Annotated in this window: 14 protein-coding genes; 1 reads left to right on the forward strand and 13 read right to left on the reverse strand. The window is 50.6% G+C overall.

Features of this window, described 5'->3' with window-relative positions:
• Nucleotides 1-3: 3 nt before the first annotated feature.
• The 6 genes from rsmB to gmk are packed head-to-tail and all read right to left on the reverse strand — an operon-like array spanning nucleotide 4 to nucleotide 7,160.
• Nucleotides 4-1,335 carry a 16S rRNA (cytosine(967)-C(5))-methyltransferase RsmB gene (rsmB, locus tag KNP62_RS05165; protein WP_214783835.1) on the reverse strand — a complete coding sequence of 444 codons (1,332 nt, stop codon included), beginning with the start codon at nucleotides 1,333-1,335 and terminating at the stop codon, nucleotides 4-6.
• Entirely contained in the window at nucleotides 1,322-2,722 is a 1,401-nt protein-coding gene (fmt, locus tag KNP62_RS05170; protein ID WP_214783838.1) for a methionyl-tRNA formyltransferase, read from the reverse strand. The genes rsmB and fmt overlap by 14 nt, the downstream gene beginning before the upstream one ends.
• Nucleotides 2,723-2,733: 11 nt before the next feature.
• Nucleotides 2,734-5,058, reverse strand: a complete 2,325-nt coding sequence (priA, locus tag KNP62_RS05175) for a primosomal protein N' (protein ID WP_214783841.1) — start codon at nucleotides 5,056-5,058, stop codon at nucleotides 2,734-2,736.
• Nucleotides 5,055-6,245 carry a bifunctional phosphopantothenoylcysteine decarboxylase/phosphopantothenate--cysteine ligase CoaBC gene (coaBC, locus tag KNP62_RS05180; protein WP_214783844.1) on the reverse strand — a complete coding sequence of 397 codons (1,191 nt, stop codon included), beginning with the start codon at nucleotides 6,243-6,245 and terminating at the stop codon, nucleotides 5,055-5,057. The genes priA and coaBC overlap by 4 nt, the downstream gene beginning before the upstream one ends.
• 58 nt (nucleotides 6,246-6,303) lie before the next feature.
• Complete coding sequence (gene rpoZ, locus KNP62_RS05185) at nucleotides 6,304-6,513, reverse strand: DNA-directed RNA polymerase subunit omega (protein WP_015881337.1); 210 nt, start codon at nucleotides 6,511-6,513, stop codon at nucleotides 6,304-6,306.
• Nucleotides 6,513-7,160 carry a guanylate kinase gene (gene gmk / locus KNP62_RS05190; protein WP_031421596.1) on the reverse strand — a complete coding sequence of 216 codons (648 nt, stop codon included), beginning with the start codon at nucleotides 7,158-7,160 and terminating at the stop codon, nucleotides 6,513-6,515. Before gmk ends, rpoZ begins: the two co-directional genes overlap by 1 nt.
• A 131-nt stretch (nucleotides 7,161-7,291) precedes the next feature.
• Between gmk and KNP62_RS05195 the strand changes: the two genes are divergently transcribed.
• Nucleotides 7,292-8,983, forward strand: coding sequence for an Rqc2 family fibronectin-binding protein (locus KNP62_RS05195; protein WP_214783847.1), 1,692 nt, complete (start codon nucleotides 7,292-7,294; stop codon nucleotides 8,981-8,983).
• A gap of 628 nt (nucleotides 8,984-9,611) precedes the next feature.
• On the opposite strand, the gene KNP62_RS05200 is transcribed toward KNP62_RS05195, so the two are convergent.
• From KNP62_RS05200 to carB, 7 genes are all read right to left on the reverse strand, one after another.
• Nucleotides 9,612-10,550 carry an FUSC family protein gene (locus tag KNP62_RS05200; protein ID WP_214783850.1) on the reverse strand — a complete coding sequence of 313 codons (939 nt, stop codon included), beginning with the start codon at nucleotides 10,548-10,550 and terminating at the stop codon, nucleotides 9,612-9,614.
• Nucleotides 10,547-11,377 (reverse strand): hypothetical protein, encoded by an 831-nt coding sequence (locus KNP62_RS05205; RefSeq protein ID WP_214783853.1) that lies wholly within the window; start codon nucleotides 11,375-11,377, stop codon nucleotides 10,547-10,549. Before KNP62_RS05205 ends, KNP62_RS05200 begins: the two co-directional genes overlap by 4 nt.
• Nucleotides 11,378-11,466: 89 nt before the next feature.
• Nucleotides 11,467-12,093: an orotate phosphoribosyltransferase gene (gene pyrE, locus KNP62_RS05210; RefSeq protein WP_214783856.1), complete on the reverse strand. Its 627-nt coding sequence runs from the start codon at nucleotides 12,091-12,093 to the stop codon at nucleotides 11,467-11,469.
• Nucleotides 12,077-12,781: an orotidine-5'-phosphate decarboxylase gene (gene pyrF / locus KNP62_RS05215; RefSeq protein ID WP_214783859.1), complete on the reverse strand. Its 705-nt coding sequence runs from the start codon at nucleotides 12,779-12,781 to the stop codon at nucleotides 12,077-12,079. The genes pyrE and pyrF overlap by 17 nt, the downstream gene beginning before the upstream one ends.
• Nucleotides 12,756-13,682, reverse strand: coding sequence for a dihydroorotate dehydrogenase (locus KNP62_RS05220; protein WP_074034850.1), 927 nt, complete (start codon nucleotides 13,680-13,682; stop codon nucleotides 12,756-12,758). Before KNP62_RS05220 ends, pyrF begins: the two co-directional genes overlap by 26 nt.
• Nucleotides 13,679-14,398, reverse strand: coding sequence for a dihydroorotate dehydrogenase electron transfer subunit (locus KNP62_RS05225; protein ID WP_214783862.1), 720 nt, complete (start codon nucleotides 14,396-14,398; stop codon nucleotides 13,679-13,681). The genes KNP62_RS05220 and KNP62_RS05225 overlap by 4 nt, the downstream gene beginning before the upstream one ends.
• Nucleotides 14,395-17,598: a carbamoyl-phosphate synthase large subunit gene (gene carB / locus KNP62_RS05230; protein ID WP_214783865.1), complete on the reverse strand. Its 3,204-nt coding sequence runs from the start codon at nucleotides 17,596-17,598 to the stop codon at nucleotides 14,395-14,397. Before carB ends, KNP62_RS05225 begins: the two co-directional genes overlap by 4 nt.
• Between the last annotated feature and the right edge of the window lies 1 nt (nucleotide 17,599).

Raw genomic sequence — 17,599 nt, forward strand, 5'->3', positions numbered from 1 at the left:
GTTTTATACCTCTTTCTTAAATGCGGCGATATAGAAGCCGTCGGTCCCGAATGTCGTCGGTAATAGTTTTAATTCAGCACGGTCCGATGCCATGATCGGACGAACAGATTGCGGCAGACGCTCTTTTAGCGTCTCGTCCCACACCAATCCTTTTGACAATACATAGTCAGCCTGCGTCTCGTTCTCGGACGGATCAATCGTACATGTCGAGTAAACAAGCGTACCACCTGGTTTGAGCAGTGGCAATACGGCATCAATGATTTGTCGTTGAATCTTCGGTAAGTTTTCTAACTGGGCTTTGTCTTTCGTCCACTTGATATCTGGCTTCCGACGAATGACACCAAGACCCGAACAAGGAACATCTAGAAGAATACGGTCAAAGCTCTCTTTTTCAAACCGTTCACCTGCCAGACGAGCATCAAGGGCAAGTGCGGTCACTCCATTGATGTGAAGACGTTTGGCTTGCTGGTCGATCAATTTCGCTTTATGTGGATGTAAATCGAGTGCTGTGAGCGAACCGTTCTCCATCCGTTCTGCCGTGTGCATCGCTTTCCCACCAGGGGCGGCACATGCGTCTAAAATCTGATCATCTTTCGACACACCGAGGGCATCTGCGACAAGCATCGAGCTCTCATCTTGAATCGATAAGAGGCCTTCCTCGATGAACGGGGTCGAATGGACGTTGCCCGATTCGACGACGAGTCCGTCGCTTGATAGTTCAGAGCGTGACGTCAAGACACCTAAGTCGGCCAACCGGTTCATCATGTCGTCGACAGACGCTCGTTTACGGTTGACGCGAACCGTGACAGGAGCCGGCTCATTGTTCAATTGACAGATGGCTTCTGCTGTTTCCACCCCATATAGGTAAATCCAATCGGAAACGAGCCATTTCGGATGACTATGTTCGATCGAGATTCTTTCCGCATCTGTCAACTCGCTAAAATCAGGGAACCCTTCACGGAGAACGTTACGTAACACCCCGTTCACGAATTTGCTCGTTCCGAGATGGTGTCCTCGTTTTTTCGCGATTTCGACCGCTTCGTGTAAGACGGCACGATCTGGCACCTTATCGAGGTAAAAGAGTTGATATACACTCATCCGAAGAAGCGGAAGGACGAACTTATCGAGCTTCTTCGGCGAACGGATTCGATCGTTTAAGATGTAATCCAACGTTCCTTTTCGACTGAGTGTCCCGTAAACGAGTTCGGTATACAGACCGACATCTTTTGGGGCGACTTTCTTTTGTTTTAATGCGTCATTGACGGCAATCGTTGAATATGCGCCGCCTTGTTCAATTTTTATCAGCGTATCAAGCGCTGCTTCACGTACGTTCATGAGTTCCTCCTAATCGGTCACCAACACGCAACTTCTGTCCAGCTCCACGCATGAAGGTCGCACCATCCATTCGTTTTTTCCCTGCTGGTTGTAAGTCCGTCACTTTGATGGCAACGCTGTTCCCAGTTGCCACGACGAACCCGTCCTCTTCAAGTCGAACGACTTCTCCAGGTTGCCCTGTACCCGTCGTCTTCTCTCCCATGAACAGTTTCACGCGTTCACCTTCAAGCGTCGAATAGGCAGTCGGGAATGGATTCATCCCGCGAATGTGATTATAGATGGCTTCCCCACCCATACTCCAGTCGATTTGTTCGCGCTCACGGCTGATGTTCGGTGCAAACGTCACATCCCGCTCATCTTGAGGGACCGCTTCAATCCATCCTTCTAAGAAAGCTGGAAGTGTACGGATGAGAAGATCGCTTCCTGCTACAGCCAGTTTATCAAATAACGTTCCGACCGTATCCATTTCTTCAATCGGAACAATCGTATTGGCAATCATGTCACCTGCGTCCAATTTGTCGACCATATACATGATTGTCACACCTGTTTCCGACTCACCATCGATGATGGCTTGATGGATCGGGGCACCTCCACGATATTTCGGAAGTAGCGAGGCATGGACATTGATTGCTCCGTGAGGCGGTGCCTCGAGTAATGCGGTCGGCACGATTTGACCATACGCTGCCGTGACGATGAGGTCCGGACGTAACGCTAAAATTTCTTCATAATCCGTGCGAACTTTCTCAGGTTGCAAGACAGGAATGCCGTGACGTAGTGCATACTCTTTCACAGGCGTTGGTTTCAGTTCACGTTTTCGTCCGACCGGTTTGTCCGGTTGCGAGACGACACCTACGACATTGTATCCTTCTTCGAGCAGTCGCTCAAGTACAGATACCGCAAATGTCGGAGTTCCCATGAAGACGATCCGTTTGTCTTTTCCAGGGTTTGGAACCGCGAGCTTATCTGTGAATAAGACGCCATTCAAATGATCCATCTCATGCTGAATCGCCCGGGCGAAGAAGCCGCTCGCTTGAATCGTATGCGTGCGTCCTTTCAAGTCCTGATTTTTGACGACAATCGACTCATGACGTTCCACGAATCCAAATTCGCCTGGGATGCTCAAACACCCTTCGAGTCCGACCTCACGTCCTGACGTCTCGATGATTTCAGGATTGATCAAGACGAGAGGACCCGTCTCATCATCGGTATGGACGACTGCGAGTCGTTGATTCAAGTTGACCTGTGGTGCCGCAACACCGACTCCATCATACTCATACATCGTATCAAACAATCGGTCGACCGTTTGACGCAATTTTTTATCGAACTTCGTTACCGGTTCGCATGTTACGCGTAATATATCGTTCGGTACTTCTACTACTTTATACATGTCTCTCCACCTCACATGAATACGTATGGGTTCACATCGATACTCATTTGATATTCTTTCTTACTGATCGCTTTCGCTCTTGCTTGTTGAAGGCGAGCTAACTCCGCGTAGAGCGTTTCAGGTTGTTTCGTTTTAATGAACACCTGATAACGATACGCATTCTTTAATTTTGATAACGGGGCAGGCATCGGACCGTTCAAGCGGCTGTTCTCCACTTGTGCCTGTAAAAAGTCTGATGCAAACAGTTCCGCCTCCGCCTTGGCGACGAGCGGATTTTCTGCCGAGAACGTGACGAGCGTCAAAAACCAATACGGCGGATGGTTCCCGACTTGACGAAGACCCATCTCTTTGGCGAAGAACGTCTCATAGTCGTGTTCACTCGCTGTCTCGATGACATAATGGTCCGGATTGTACGTTTGGACGAACGCCTCACCTGGAAGTTTTCCACGACCGGCTCTCCCTGCCACTTGGGTGACAAGTTGGAACGTCCGCTCGGTCGCACGGAAATCAGGCATCCCGAGCGTCGCGTCTGCCGCAAGTACTCCGACGAGCGTGACGTTTGGGAAGTCGAGTCCTTTGGCAATCATTTGGGTGCCGAGTAAAATGTCGGCCTCTCCTTCTTCGAAGCGTCGTAACAATTGTTCGTGCGATCCTTTCCGCGACGTCGTATCTTGGTCCATTCGGATGATCCTCGCCTCCGGAATCCGATTCAACAACTCCGTCTCGATCTTCTGGGTGCCTGATCCGAACTGCTTGATTTTCTTACTATTGCACGATGGACACGTTGACGGCATGCCGACTTCGTAGCCACAATAATGACACTTCAATCGATCACCATATTGATGATACGTTAAGTTGACCGCACAATGCGGACATGTCATTCCTTCCCCACAGTCCCGACACATGACAAATGTCGTAAACCCACGGCGATTCAACAGAATGACACATTGCTCTTTTTTCTCGATCCGGCCGAGGATTCCATTAAACAATTCCTCAGAGAACATCGTCGTATTGCCTTTTGCCAGTTCACGGCGCATATCGATAATGTGGACCGGTGGCATCTCTCCACCGTACCGTTCTTTCAAGTGTAAGTAGCGATACACACCCTTTTGCGCCCGGGCGTATGACTCGAGCGAAGGTGTCGCACTCCCCAACACGACGGGACACCCATGATAGCGGGCCCGCCAGATGGCGACATCGCGCGCATGATAGCGCGGATTCTCTTCTTGTTTATACGTCGTCTCATGCTCTTCATCTAAGATGATGAGGCCGAGACGGTCGAGCGGCGCAAAGATGGCCGAACGAGCACCGACGACGACGTCGACTTCCTTCCGCTTAATTTTACGCCACTCATCATACTTTTCCCCTTTAGAAAGGGCACTGTGTAAGACTGCGACGCGTTCACCAAAGCGACGTTTAAAACGTTTTACCATCATCGGCGTCAAACTGATTTCCGGCACGAGCAAGATGGCCTGCTTTCCTTCATCAATGACTTGCCCAATCGATTCTAAATACACTTCGGTCTTTCCGCTACCGGTCACACCGTGTACAAGTAACGTCTCGCCTGCATCCGCCTCATGGATTGCCTGGACCGCGTTCGCCTGACTATCGTTTAACTGCACCGATTCCTGTACTTGTTCAATCGTCGCGTACGGGTCACGATTCAATTCCACTTCGGTCAACCGCACCGCACCGAGATCTTCGAGCTTTTGAAGTTGCGGACGAGTCAAGCCGATTTGGCGTAATGCCGACCAATACATACGTGGCGTCTCTTCTAACGCTTGAATCGCTTCTAGTTGCTTTTTCGCACGTTTCGAGACGACTGTCGGATCGAGCAGTTCGACGACGATGTCTGTTTTGACTGTTTTCTTTTCTTTCAGAACGGGAGCGAGGGTAAGCTCCCCTTTTTTAGCAAGTCCGAGAATGACCGATTGAATGTCTTTCGGATATTCCGATAAATGTGTCCCGAGACGAACACCTTCAGGCACATGCCCCTCTTTAATTTCTTTGTCGTAACTAACTTTTAGCGCTGCCGGTAGCATCGCAAGGAGTGCAGAAGAACGGAAGCATAGCGTCGTCTCCTTCACATGGATGGACAAGTCGAGCAGTTCATCCGTTAGTGAGGATTCTTCATCTAATAAGGCTTCGAGCGGCTTCAATCCATCTCTCGTCCCGTCCGATGTGCCAACGACGATTCCTAACAGACGGCGTGAACCGAATGGAACGGAGACACGCATCCCCGGTTCAATCAAGGATTCGAATTGTTCGGGTACTTCATAATCAAACGGACGATCAATCGTGATCACCGGTGCATCAACATGGACGTGGGCAATCATTGGACCGCTTCCTTAAAGTGTGTGAGCAACTCGAACGCCAACTGTTTCTTCGACTGTTTCGGAAGTTGAAGCGTCGTCCCATCGGCGTGGAACAGGACAGCCTCATTATCATCTGCACCGAATCCGACGTCACTACCGGATACATCGTTTGCAACGAGGAAATCGACGTTCTTTTTCTTCAGCTTCGCTGCCGCATGTTCTTCGAGTCGTTCCGTCTCCGCAGCAAAGCCGACTAACACTTGATGGGTCTTTCGTTCACCGAGTGTCTTGAGAATGTCTGTCGTTTCTTCGAGTTCGATTGTGAGTGGACCATGCACTTTTTTATGTTTCTCTGCATGGACCGTTTTAGGACGATAATCCGCGACTGCCGCCGACTTCACGACGAGGTCGAGTGATTCGAAACGACTTGTCACTTCCTGCAACATCTCTTCGCTCGATTTGACGGGAATGGCCGTCACACCGTCTGGTACGGGGACTTGAAGCGGACCATGGACGAGGGTGACACGGGCACCCATATCACGTGCCACTTCTGCGAGCGCCACACCCATTTTTCCTGAAGAGTCATTTGATAAGTAACGGACGGGGTCAATGCGTTCTACCGTCGGACCAGCCGTAATCAATACTTCTTTTCCGAGGTATAGTTTCGGGACGAACTGGCTTTCGATGATGCGCACCAAATCTTCTGGTTCCGGTAGACGTCCACCGCCAATCCAGCCACATGCCAAGTTACCGACGCCTGGTTCGATCAACTGATAGCCGTAAGATTTTAACGTCTCGATATTCCGCTGTGTGGCAGGATGTTCGAGCATGTTCACATTCATCGCCGGTGAGACGATCACTGGGCACTTCGCCGCTAGGATCGACGTCGTGATGAAGTCATCTGCAATCCCGTTCGCTAATTTCGCGATCGTGTTTGCCGTCGCAGGAGCGACGACGATTAAGTCACTCGAGTCGACGACATCGATATGTGCAATCTTTGTTGGATCATGCTCTTCAAACACATCGGTATAGACCGGATTTCGACTGAGCGCCTGGAAGGTCGCCTGACCCACGAATTGTTCTGCCGACTTCGTCATCGCGACGCGAACATTCGCTCCGGCTTGAACCAATTTCGATGTGAGCGCACACGCCTTGTAGGCGGCGATGCCACCACTCACACATAACAAAATAGTACGATCCTTCACCATTCCCAAACTCCCCCTTATAGACAATGAGACCCAAGTCGCAAACGACTTGGGTCACACTTCATCCGTTGTTTTTTTCGTTCACGATGATTGTCGTATCACCCGAAAATAGTTCTTCTAACGCTTGACCGACCGGCTTATATGATTTTGGCTCGGCGACTTTCGGTGCTTTTCCATCTTGAATCTGACGCGCCCGTTTTGCAGCGACCGTAACGATCGTATATTTTGACGGGATAGTACGTTGTAAGGCATCAATCGAAGGGTATAACATTAAATGACCTCCATCATGGCTTTTTTATAGAGTGACGCAACACGTTCACGTTTACAATGCTCAGCTGTCACAATCGCTTTAATCCGATCGATGGCTTTGTCGACCTCGTCGTTCGTGACGACGTAATCATAGGCGTCCATCAACTCGATTTCTTCACGCGCGACGAGCAGGCGTTGCTTGATGACTTCTTCAGACTCCGTGCCTCGTCCGATTAGACGATTGCGAAGTTCTTGAAGACTTGGTGGTGCCAAGAATAAAAAGACGGCTTCCGGGAGAAGTTCCTTCACTTGGAACGCCCCTTGCACCTCAATTTCAAGAATGACATCTTGGCCGCTTTCGAGCGTTTCACGCACCCACTCTACAGGCGTCCCGTAATAGTTGCCGACGAACTCGGCGTGTTCGAGCAATTCTTTTTGTTCGATCATGCGTTCGAACTCTTCTCTCGATTTGAAGAAGTAATGCACTCCTTCGACTTCCCCTTCACGTGGCTTTCGAGTCGTCGCCGACACCGAATATTGAAGGTTATTGTCCTCTTCCTCGCGAAGAGCACGACAAACGGTCCCTTTTCCGACACCGCTCGGTCCAGACAAAACGATTAATAATCCTCGTTCTTTAAAATTCACTGCAAGCCCTCCATCTTCTAACATCACATTTAATTATAATAGCAGTCAATCAATTGTCCCGGCAAGAAGAAGTTCGGATTTCCTACTCCATCGTACCATATTTTCTGTTTTTCTGATAACGTAGAGACAGAAAATGAACAAAGGTGATGAGATCATTGGCTTATGATGGATTAATGACATATCGTGTCGTACAAGAATTACAATCGCTCGTCGGAGGACGAATCAACAAAGTACATCAACCGTATTCTCTCGATTTGATGCTCCAAATTCGTTCGAACCGACAGAACGCGCAACTACTCATATCAGCAAACGCGATGTATGCCCGTCTTCAATTGACGGATACACCGATTAAAAATCCGCAAGAACCGCCGATGTTCTGCATGATGCTACGAAAACATGTAGAAGGCGGATTTATCACGGCGGTCGAACAAATCGGCCGTGACCGTGTCATCGTCATCTCCGTCCGCTCTCGAAACGAGCTCGGTGATGAAGAATCGAAAAAAGTCTACATCGAGTTGATGGGACGTCACTCGAACGTCGTCTTAACGACAGAAGACGGGAAAATATTAGATGCAATCAAACACCTCCCGCCTTCGCAAAACACGTATCGAACGATCATGCCGGGTAGTGAATACCTCCTCCCGCCAGAACAACATAAGTTCGACCCGTTGTCTGATTTGACGGAAGGATTGAAGCGCATCGACTGGAATGCCGGCAAATTGGACAAACAGATCGTCGCCACGTTCGCTGGGGTCAGCCCTCAAATCGCTCAAGAAGTCGTGCACCTCGCGAAGATGCCGAATCGTGAATCGATTCAGCAAGCGTTCGAGAACGTATTGCGTCAGCTTGAAGGACCTTATGTGTTCCAACAACTCGCTTCTGGAAAGGAACGTTTCGCCCCGATCGTATTGACGGCAGGAGAAATTGTATCCGAGGAAACATATTCATCGAGTAAAGAAGTGCTCGACCGTTTCTTCTATGAGAAAGCAAACCGTGACCGCGTCAGACAACAAGCCCACGATGTGGAGCGTCTTTTGAAATCCGAACTCGAGAAGAACTTGTTGAAGCGCCGCCGTCTCTTAGAGGACTTAAAGGCGACAGAACGAGCGGACGAGTTACAAAAGTTTGGCGAGTTGTTGACGACGTACTTGTTCCAGCTTGAAAAAGGGATGCGTGTCGCTGAAGTCGTCGATTACTACGATGAAGAGGGTGCGACCATCTCGATTCCGCTCGACCCGCTCAAAACGCCGAACGAGAATGCGCAACAATATTATAAGAAGTACAACAAATTAAAAATTGCCAAAGTCGAAGTAAAAAAACAACTCGAATTAAACGACGCGGAAATCGACTATTTGGAGACGCTCACCGCCCAGCTCGATGTCGCCTCCCCATCCGACCTGCTCGAGATTCGGGAAGAGCTCGCCGAAGAAGGATACATCCGTCAAAAACGTCAAAAGAAAAAAGCGAATCCAAAGATTTCGCTTGAAGCGTACACGTCTTCGACGGGGACGGAATTCTTTGTCGGGAAGAACAATACCCAAAACGACCATCTGACGTTCAAGTTCGCACGCCGTGATGAGATTTGGCTTCATGTCAAAGACATCCCGGGTTCTCACGTCATCATTCGTTCCACGGACCCCGATGAGACGACGCTTCTTGAAGCCGCATCGGTCGCTGCCTACTTCTCGAAAGCACGCGCATCGAGCGGTGTGCCCGTCGATTATACGCGCGCCCGCTACGTGAAAAAACCAAGCGGTGCCAAACCCGGGTTTGTCATCTATACGGATCAACAGACCGTCTACGTGACGCCAGATGAACAATTGATGAAGTCACTGAAACAGTCATAAACGAAACCCACCATGTTCTGAGGTGGCACAGAAAAACTCAAAATGATCTTGAACAGAGAAGCGTCGTCCCGACTAAAGATGACGCTCCCCTGTTTTTCATTGCCTTTGCTTATGTCACCCTTTTTGGCACGCCGCTTTCCTGGGGGCGGTCAGGGAGCCGCATCGCTTACAGCTGCTGGGTCTCCCTTTGCCCGCTAATCCCCTAGGAGTCGGCGTGCCTTTAAGGGCGACGCTGCGTGTCCGAGCCAATCCGTCTTGTACTGACAGAAACCAAACATCTTGGAGGTAATCCCAATTATCCCCGAGCTGATGGTACGCGAACACATCGTAGGCGACGCGACCTATCCAAATTGATACAACTTGATCTATACCGCTTTGCACCGTGCAAACTCGGCGCGATTATCCTGGAGCGAATCATCACCCTCCAATGGATATGGGCTCGAATCGAGCAAAGGGTTTCTAAGACGCTCTGTTCTGATGAGAGGTTTTTATCTGATTATCGGGAGGGATAAAAATCGAATTCTACCTGCTGACGCCCACACATCCCGAAGGCAAGACAGACAACATCATTCCGCAAAAAAAAGTCAGGTCCGCCATTTCTTGATGGCGGACCTGACTTTTAGCTTGTTTACGCTTTCGGGTCATGCTTAAACGCTTCGAGCTGTTCATGATAATCGAGCAAATGCCCGTGTAAAATTTCTGAAACGGATAAATCTTCGTGCGGCAACCTAAAGAGCGAATACGGTTTATCACACGTATAGAGAATATCATGATGGTGCGCGAGCAAATATAAGAACTCCGATTCGAACGCCTGACGTTCTTCCTCACTCATGAGTAAGAAGGCTTCCCGATGCTCGGCTAGACTTTCTAGCAACAAGACGAGCTTGTCTTCGAGATGAATGAGCAAACGATACTGCTTGATTGTCATATACTTCAATTTCACGTTCGTCACTTTCATATCCTCTTGAAGCATCATATGCAGCTCCTGATGACCGAGGATGCGGGCACGCGTCTCTAACAGTTCCGCCGGGGAACCGACGAGTTCACGCCAATGGTGAAACAAATAAGATGAAGTCTTTCTGACCTCGCTCAACAAACGATCTTCATACCGCGGTGGCAAGAACGCATAGTTCACACCGAGTGAGACGAATACACCGACTGCCGTCAACAATGAGCGTGTCCATGCATAATGGAAGAAATCCGAAGTCGGGTTTTCTAACATCATGACGATGGCGAACGCCGCGTACGTCGACATGTGTGTCTTATCGAATGTCGTATTGAGCGTGAGCGACACGATGACCGCTAGACCAATGGAGATGGGATTGACGCCGAATAAATAGACGATGAACAACCCACACATGAGACCGACGACCGTTCCGAATATTCGACTGAACACGATTTTAGACGAGCGCTTGACGGTCGGTTGCATCGCCACGACGGCTGCGATCGCACCCATTCCAGAATAAATTCCGAATACATACCACGAGATTGCGACGGTGATTGATACGGCAATCCCGGTCTTTAACGTACGAAGCCCGATTTTCGGGATGTAGCGTTTTCCATTCATTTCAGTTCGACCTTCCCTGTCTCAGAAATCAACTCAACGACAGGTCGATTCGATGTCGACAACTGATAGACACCTGGTTCGACTTCTTTGTAACGGTCGCTACTAGAAATTTTCCCAGCCGTCGTCACGTTCACTTGCCCTGTCGCATGTTTTGGCGCATAACTAAGCGTTCCTGCCTCCGTTTGAACCGTCATCGCCTGGTTCACGACGACGTCTGTGATGGTCGCATGACGATAAGAACGGATATCTCCCGTTACGAGACGTGCGGATTCGATTGTCGTATCACTCTTCGTCTCAATTCGCAGACGATCACTATCAATTTGCTTCAAATTGACAGCGTTCGCATTCATCACAATCGTTTTCACGTTTAACCCTTGCCCGGTCACTTGTTCAGCCCCGAGATGAACCGAGGTCATCGAACTCGGTAAGGCAACGCGAAGCTTATAGCGGGACGGTTCATCACTGGCCCGACTGCCGAAATAGCTGAACCATCCATACCGCTCGACGACATAGATGGTATCGCCGACCGATTTGACTTTGATACGTCGTTCTTTCGAATTGGTCTGCACCACTTCGATTTGTACTTTTTCATTTGGACTACGCACGAACTCGACATTCCCATGATACGTCTCAAGTCGTAACTTCTTCATTTGGTATCGATCTTCATACTGGTCCCCTAACGCCAACAAATGGCTGAATACGAATAAATTCACGAGAAAGAGCGTTGGGATGACCGTCAAGACGAGACCGAAGGCGATTTTACGATGTTTCGGGATTGCCCGGAATCGTGCGCTCCATGTTTTTTCTTTGCTTCTTGAATACGCCATATGCCTCTCCTTCTTGGTTCACTTTCATCAGTTTACCATGAAGTATGACATATGCCGAATTGAAAAAGAATCCGCCCGAAGGTGGATTCTTAAGACGTGACGAGGTCGCTCCAGGCGCGAGGATCTTGTTGCCACTCGCGAAGAGAGTGAATCTCTGATTTGGTTAAGTTCCCTGTCGATTCCGCAACCTCGACCAATTCAGGGAATGTCGTCAATGAAGTGGCACTGAGATTTGCATCCGCTAAATTCTTCTCTAAAATCGGCAATCCGTAAGAGAAGATGGCTTGAATGCAGACGACCTCACCGCCCGCTTCACGAATCGCATGGGCTGCATCGATACTCGACATACCTGTCGACAACAAATCTTCGATGACGAGCACGCGTGCCCCGGTATCGAGTTTCCCTTCGATTTGATTCCCTTTCCCATGACCTTTCGCACTCGAGCGTACGTAAATGAATGGTAGACCGAGACGGTCGGCAAGTAAAGCGCCGTGTGGGATACCGGCTGTGGCCGTTCCCGCGATGACATCGATTTCTATTGATCCGACTGCGTCCACCAATCCATCGATGATCATGTTACGGATATCGGGATAACTGAGCGTCAATCGGTTGTCACAATAGATTGGGCTTCTCAACCCGCTCGACCATGTATATGGCTCCGTCGGTGATAATGTGACGGCTTTGATTCGTAATAAAGCTTCAGCGATTTGTCTCATATGATTGTCCCCATTCCATCATAAATTGTTCATACATGGCTAACGGATCATTTGCGCGTGTGATCGGGCGACCGACGACGATTGCATGAACACCGGCCAGTCTCGCTTCACGAGGCGTCGCGACACGTACCTGGTCGTCATCGGTTTGACCGAGTCGAATCCCAGGTGTGACCGTCATAAATGCGTCACCGAGTTCCTGATGAATCATCTTCGCTTCCTGAACAGATGCAACGACACCATCAAGTCCCGCCTGCTTAGCGAGCGATGCCTGACGGATGACGGCTTGGTCGAGGCGACCCGGAATCCCGAGCTCCGTCTGCATCATCTGTTCATCCGTGGATGTCAATTGGGTGACACCGATCAAACGGGTCGTGTCATTTTCTTGGCGAAGCCCATCCAACGCATAGCGCATCATCTTTTCACCGCCTAGCGTATGCACGTTCGTCATCGCGACTCCAAGCTTTCCGATTTGACGCATCGTGCGACGTGCCGTCTCTGGAATATCATGTACTTTCACATCGAGAAAGACCGGATATCCGCGGTCGACCAACTCTTCGACAAAGCGTCCACCTTCCCGATAAAACAGTTCCATCCCCACTTTGACAGCAGGTCGGTCTGAGAAAGGTTTTAATAAATGAAGCGCCTCATCGCGTGTCTCCACATCAAGGGCGAGATACAAGTTGTGCATATGCTTTCCCCCTCACGTCCAATATATGATCGATTCCAAGTGAATCGAGTCGTGCCGGTAATGCCTCGATGATTTCTTGACATACGTATGGATTTTCAAAGTTTGCGGTACCGACTGCAACGGCGGACGCTCCCGCATAGATGAATTCGAGAACATCGTCGACCGTCCGAACGCCACCCATAGCGATGATTGGAATATCGACCGCTTGCGCGACTTCATATACCATCCGGACCGCCACCGGTTTAATGGCCGGGCCTGATAATCCGCCGATTCGATTCGCCAAGATCGGTTGCCCGGTCTGGATATCGATTCGCATCCCGACGAGCGTATTGATCATCGTCAAGCCGTCCGCCCCAGCCGCTTCGACTGCACGCGCCATGTCAGTGATCGACGTGACGTTCGGGGACAGCTTCACATAAACCGGCTTACTTGAAGCCGCTTTGACGAGTCTCGTCAATTCCGCAGCCATCACAGGATCCGTCCCAAACTGCATGCCCCCACACTTCACGTTCGGACATGAGATGTTCAGCTCGATGGCTTTGATGGTCGGGTCCGCACTGATGCGACGTGCAACTTCCACATATTCATCAGGCGTCGACCCGGCGACGTTGGCGATAATCTCTGTATCGAAAGTGGAGAGGAACGGCAATTTCTCCTCGATGATTGCATCGACCCCTGGATTTTGAAGGCCGATCGCATTGAGCATCCCTTGCGCCGTCTCTGCGACACGTGGCGTCGCATTTCCGAATCGTGACTCTTCTGTCGCTGCCTTGATCATGATGCCGCCTAAGATGGAGAGGTCATACAGTTTGGCAAACTCTTCCCCGAATCCGAAACATCCAGAAGCCGGGATGATCGGATTTTTCAACTGGAGTCCTGGTAACTCGACATGTAATCTCATAACAGCACCTCTTCCGCATTGAATACCGGTCCATCGCTACATACTTTTACATAGCCTTCAGGCGCTTTGCAGACGCAAGCAAAGCAAGCGCCAATGCCACAACCCATTCGATTTTCAATCGAGACGTAACGCTCAGGAATCGGTGAAGCGGCGACCGCCTTCAACATCGCTTCTGGACCACAGCTGAATAACACGTCCGCATCGATGCGTGCGAGTGGTCCTGTCACAAATCCGCGTTCCCCGTGGCTCCCGTCAACGGTCGTGATGATCGTTTCCCCGAACTCTTGAAATGCTTCTTCATAAAAGACGCTCTCTTTTGAATCAAACCCAAGTATCGCAATCGTCTCAATCCCCATCTCATGTAGACGACGTCTGACGTAGTAAAGGGGAGGTACCCCGATTCCACCACCGACGAGGACAACCCGTTTCCCATATTGTGCGAGCGGAAAGCCGTTTCCGAGCGGTCCGAGGACGTCAAGCGTGTCCCCAACACGCTTGTTTGCCAACTCGGAAGTCCCTTCTCCGATTATCTTATATAAAAATGTGACTTCTTCTCCTTCAACGTTCGCCACCGACAACGGTCGACGTAACAAGCCGGACGTCTTGATGTGAAAGAACGTCCCTGGGGCGATTTCCACCCCAGGACAACGTACTTTCATCTCCATCGTCGCTTTTGCGATTTGGCAATTGCTGATGATGGTTACGTCACGTCTCATACCATCACCCCGAACTTCGTGAATGCCGGAATGCTGACCGTTTGGAACGACAGGCTTTCAATGACTTGTAGTAGCGCTTCGACCGTGTCGAGCGACGTGAGGCACACTGTGCCTTGCTCGGCGGCCGTACGACGAATCAAGAAGCCGTCTTTCGTCACGAGTGCGTCGCGACTCGTCGTATTGATGATCAAGTCGACTTCCCCGCGCTCGATCACGCTGAGCATCGTCTCACCTGATTCTTGAATCTTCCCGACCCGACGGACGCGCATCTGCTCCGCTTCTAGTCCATCTGCCGTACCGCTCGTCGCCATGAGACGGAAGCCGAGACGGTCAAATCGTTTGGCTAAGGCAATCGCCTCCTCCTTGTCGTGATCCGCGATTGTCATGAGGACGTTTCCTTTTAAGGCGATGTTCATTCCAGCTGCGACAAGACCTTTATAGAGTGCCTTTTCAAGAGTCCGGTCTGTTGCCATGACTTCCCCTGTCGATTTCATCTCAGGTCCAAGCGACGGATCGACTTCTTTCAATTTCGCGAAAGAGAAGACCGGCACTTTGACAGAGATGCTGTCTGACTCGGGATGGATGCCTGTTCCAAGACCGAGTTCTTTCAAGCTCGTTCCGAGAATTGTTTGCGTCGCAATTCGTGCGACCGGTAAACCTGTCACTTTTGAGATGAACGGAACCGTTCGGCTCGCACGCGGATTTACTTCGATGACATACAAATCATCTGCATAGACGAACTGGATGTTCAGAAGCCCTTTGATGCGGAACGCTTTCGCCAACTTGATCGTGTAGTCGACGACTTTTTGCTTCAGCGCGTCACTGAGGCGTTGTGGTGGATATACTGCGATCGAGTCACCAGAGTGTACACCGGCACGTTCGATATGCTCCATGATGCCTGGGATATAGACGTCCGTCCCGTCACAAATCGCGTCGACTTCAATCTCAATCCCCGTTAAATAGCGGTCGATAAGAACTGGGCGATCTTTCGAGGCGATGACGGCGTTTCGCATGTAACGCTCGAGCTCTGACTGTTCATATACAATCTCCATCGCCCGTCCCCCGAGGACGTAAGATGGTCGGACGAGTACCGGATAACCGAGTTCATTCGCACATGCAACCGCCTCTTCGACGTTCGTCGCCGTCTTCCCTGGTGGTTGGGCCAATCGTTCAGCCGACAAGGTAGCTTCGAACGCTTTCCGGTCTTCGGCGCGATCGATGTCTTCTAATGATGTCCCAAGAATTTTCACGCCGTTCGCTTCGAGCGATGCCGCTAAGTTGATGGCGGTCTGTCCACCGAATTGAACGATGACGCCGAGCGGATTCTCGTTATCGATGACTTCTAACACATCTTCCGTCGTCAACGGCTCGAAGTACAGGCGGTCGGAGATGGAGAAGTCTGTCGAGACCGTCTCTGGGTTGTTGTTGATGATGATGGCTTCATATCCGGCGTCACGAATCGTCTGAATGGAATGAACGGTCGCATAGTCAAACTCGACACCTTGACCGATTCGAATCGGGCCTGATCCGAGGACGAGGATTGATGGGCGGTCTGTCTTCACCGCTTCGTTCTCCACTTCATAGGTTCCGTAGAAATATGGCGTCTCCGATGCGAATTCCGCCGCACACGTATCGACCATCTTATACACAGGGCGGATGTTCCATCCGTGACGTTGCGCACGAATCGTCTCAACGTCTGTCTCAAGGATTCGGGCGATGGCGACGTCACTGAAGCCGAGTCGCTTCACGTCGAGCAAACGCTCTGACGTCAATGGCTCCGATGCAAGTTGTTGCTCGACCTGCCAAACATGGTTCAGTTTGTGTAAGTAGAAACGATCGATTTTCGTCAATTGATGAAGCGCTTCTACCGTGTATCCGCGGCGAAGAGCCTCATATACCAGGAACAAGCGCTCGTCTGTCGGGTGAACGAGACCGTGCTCGAGCTGTTCCGTGCTCAAGTCCTTAAGTTGCGGGAGATATAATTCCTCCATCCCCAGTTCGAGCGAGCGCACGGCTTTTAAAAGCGCCTCTTCTAAGTTTCGACCGATGGCCATGACTTCACCCGTCGCTTTCATTTGTGTGCCTAAGCGGCGATCCGCGGACTCAAACTTATCGAAAGCGAAACGAGGGATTTTGGCAACGACATAATCAAGTGCCGGCTCGAATGAGGCGTAGCTCGTCTCGGTGACCGGGTTTTTTAGTTCTGACAACTTATAGCCGACAGCGACTTTTGCAGCGAGTTTGGCGATCGGATAGCCTGTCGCTTTTGATGCGAGCGCCGAGCTTCGTGAAACACGTGGGTTCACTTCGATGACGTAGTATGTGAAGCTATCTGGGTCGAGAGCGAACTGGATGTTACATCCTCCTTCAATCCCGAGTGCCCGGATGATGTCGAGCGAGACGCTACGAAGCATCTGATAATCGCGGTCCGATAACGTCTGAGTCGGTGCGAACACGATTGAGTCTCCTGTATGGACACCGACCGGGTCAAAGTTTTCCATCGCACAGACGATGATGGCCTGGTCGCTCGAGTCACGCATGACCTCAAACTCGACTTCTTTCATCCCGGCAATCGACTTCTCTAGCAACACTTGCGTCACTGGACTCGCCTTCAAACCAGACTCGACGATTTGCTCGAACGATTCACGGTCATGGGCAATCCCTCCACCGGTTCCGCCGAGCGTGTAAGCAGGTCGAATGATGATCGGATAGCCGATACGCTCCGCAAATCCCCAAGCAGAATCGAGCGTATGGACGATTTCACTCTCAGGAACGCCATGCCCGAGCTCGAACATGAGGTTCCGGAACTGCTCACGGTCTTCAGCTTGCACGATGGCCGCTAGGTTCGTTCCGAGTAATTCCACCCCACAATCGCGTAATACTCCCCGCTTATCGAGTTCAAACGCCAAGTTCAATCCCGTCTGACCTCCGAGTGTCGCGAGTAGCGCATCCGGGCGTTCTTGGCGGATGATCCGCTCGACGAATTCAGGTTCGATTGGTTCGATATACACGCGGTCCGCTGTCGTCGGGTCCGTCATGATTGTCGCCGGGTTCGAGTTGACGAGAATGACCTCGTAGCCTTCTTCTTTCAAGGCAAGACATGCCTGTGTACCAGCATAATCAAATTCTGCTGCTTGTCCGATCACAATCGGTCCTGATCCGATTACAAGGATTTTCTGAATATCTGGTCGTTTTGGCATG

It is taken from the genome of Exiguobacterium sp. s183 (assembly GCF_018617655.1).
GTDB classification, from domain to species: Bacteria; Bacillota; Bacilli; order Exiguobacteriales; family Exiguobacteriaceae; genus Exiguobacterium; species Exiguobacterium aestuarii_A.

Excerpts from the sequence above, each read along its gene's own strand:
- rsmB (WP_214783835.1), bottom strand. The coding sequence starts at position 1,335 with ATGAACGTACGTGAAGCAGCGCTTGATACGCTGATAAAAATTGAACAA.
- gmk (WP_031421596.1), bottom strand. The coding sequence starts at position 7,160 with ATGTTAGAAGATGGAGGGCTTGCAGTGAATTTTAAAGAACGAGGATTA.
- rpoZ (WP_015881337.1), bottom strand. The coding sequence starts at position 6,513 with ATGTTATACCCTTCGATTGATGCCTTACAACGTACTATCCCGTCAAAA.
- priA (WP_214783841.1), bottom strand. The coding sequence starts at position 5,058 with ATGATTGCCCACGTCCATGTTGATGCACCGGTGATCACGATTGATCGT.
- pyrE (WP_214783856.1), bottom strand. The coding sequence starts at position 12,093 with ATGAGACAAATCGCTGAAGCTTTATTACGAATCAAAGCCGTCACATTA.
- KNP62_RS05200 (WP_214783850.1), bottom strand. The coding sequence starts at position 10,550 with ATGAATGGAAAACGCTACATCCCGAAAATCGGGCTTCGTACGTTAAAG.
- carB (WP_214783865.1), bottom strand. The coding sequence starts at position 17,598 with ATGCCAAAACGACCAGATATTCAGAAAATCCTTGTAATCGGATCAGGA.
- coaBC (WP_214783844.1), bottom strand. The coding sequence starts at position 6,245 with ATGGTGAAGGATCGTACTATTTTGTTATGTGTGAGTGGTGGCATCGCC.
- fmt (WP_214783838.1), bottom strand. The coding sequence starts at position 2,722 with ATGTATAAAGTAGTAGAAGTACCGAACGATATATTACGCGTAACATGC.
- KNP62_RS05205 (WP_214783853.1), bottom strand. The coding sequence starts at position 11,377 with ATGGCGTATTCAAGAAGCAAAGAAAAAACATGGAGCGCACGATTCCGG.
- KNP62_RS05225 (WP_214783862.1), bottom strand. The coding sequence starts at position 14,398 with ATGAGACGTGACGTAACCATCATCAGCAATTGCCAAATCGCAAAAGCG.
- KNP62_RS05220 (WP_074034850.1), bottom strand. The coding sequence starts at position 13,682 with ATGAGATTACATGTCGAGTTACCAGGACTCCAGTTGAAAAATCCGATC.
- pyrF (WP_214783859.1), bottom strand. The coding sequence starts at position 12,781 with ATGCACAACTTGTATCTCGCCCTTGATGTGGAGACACGCGATGAGGCG.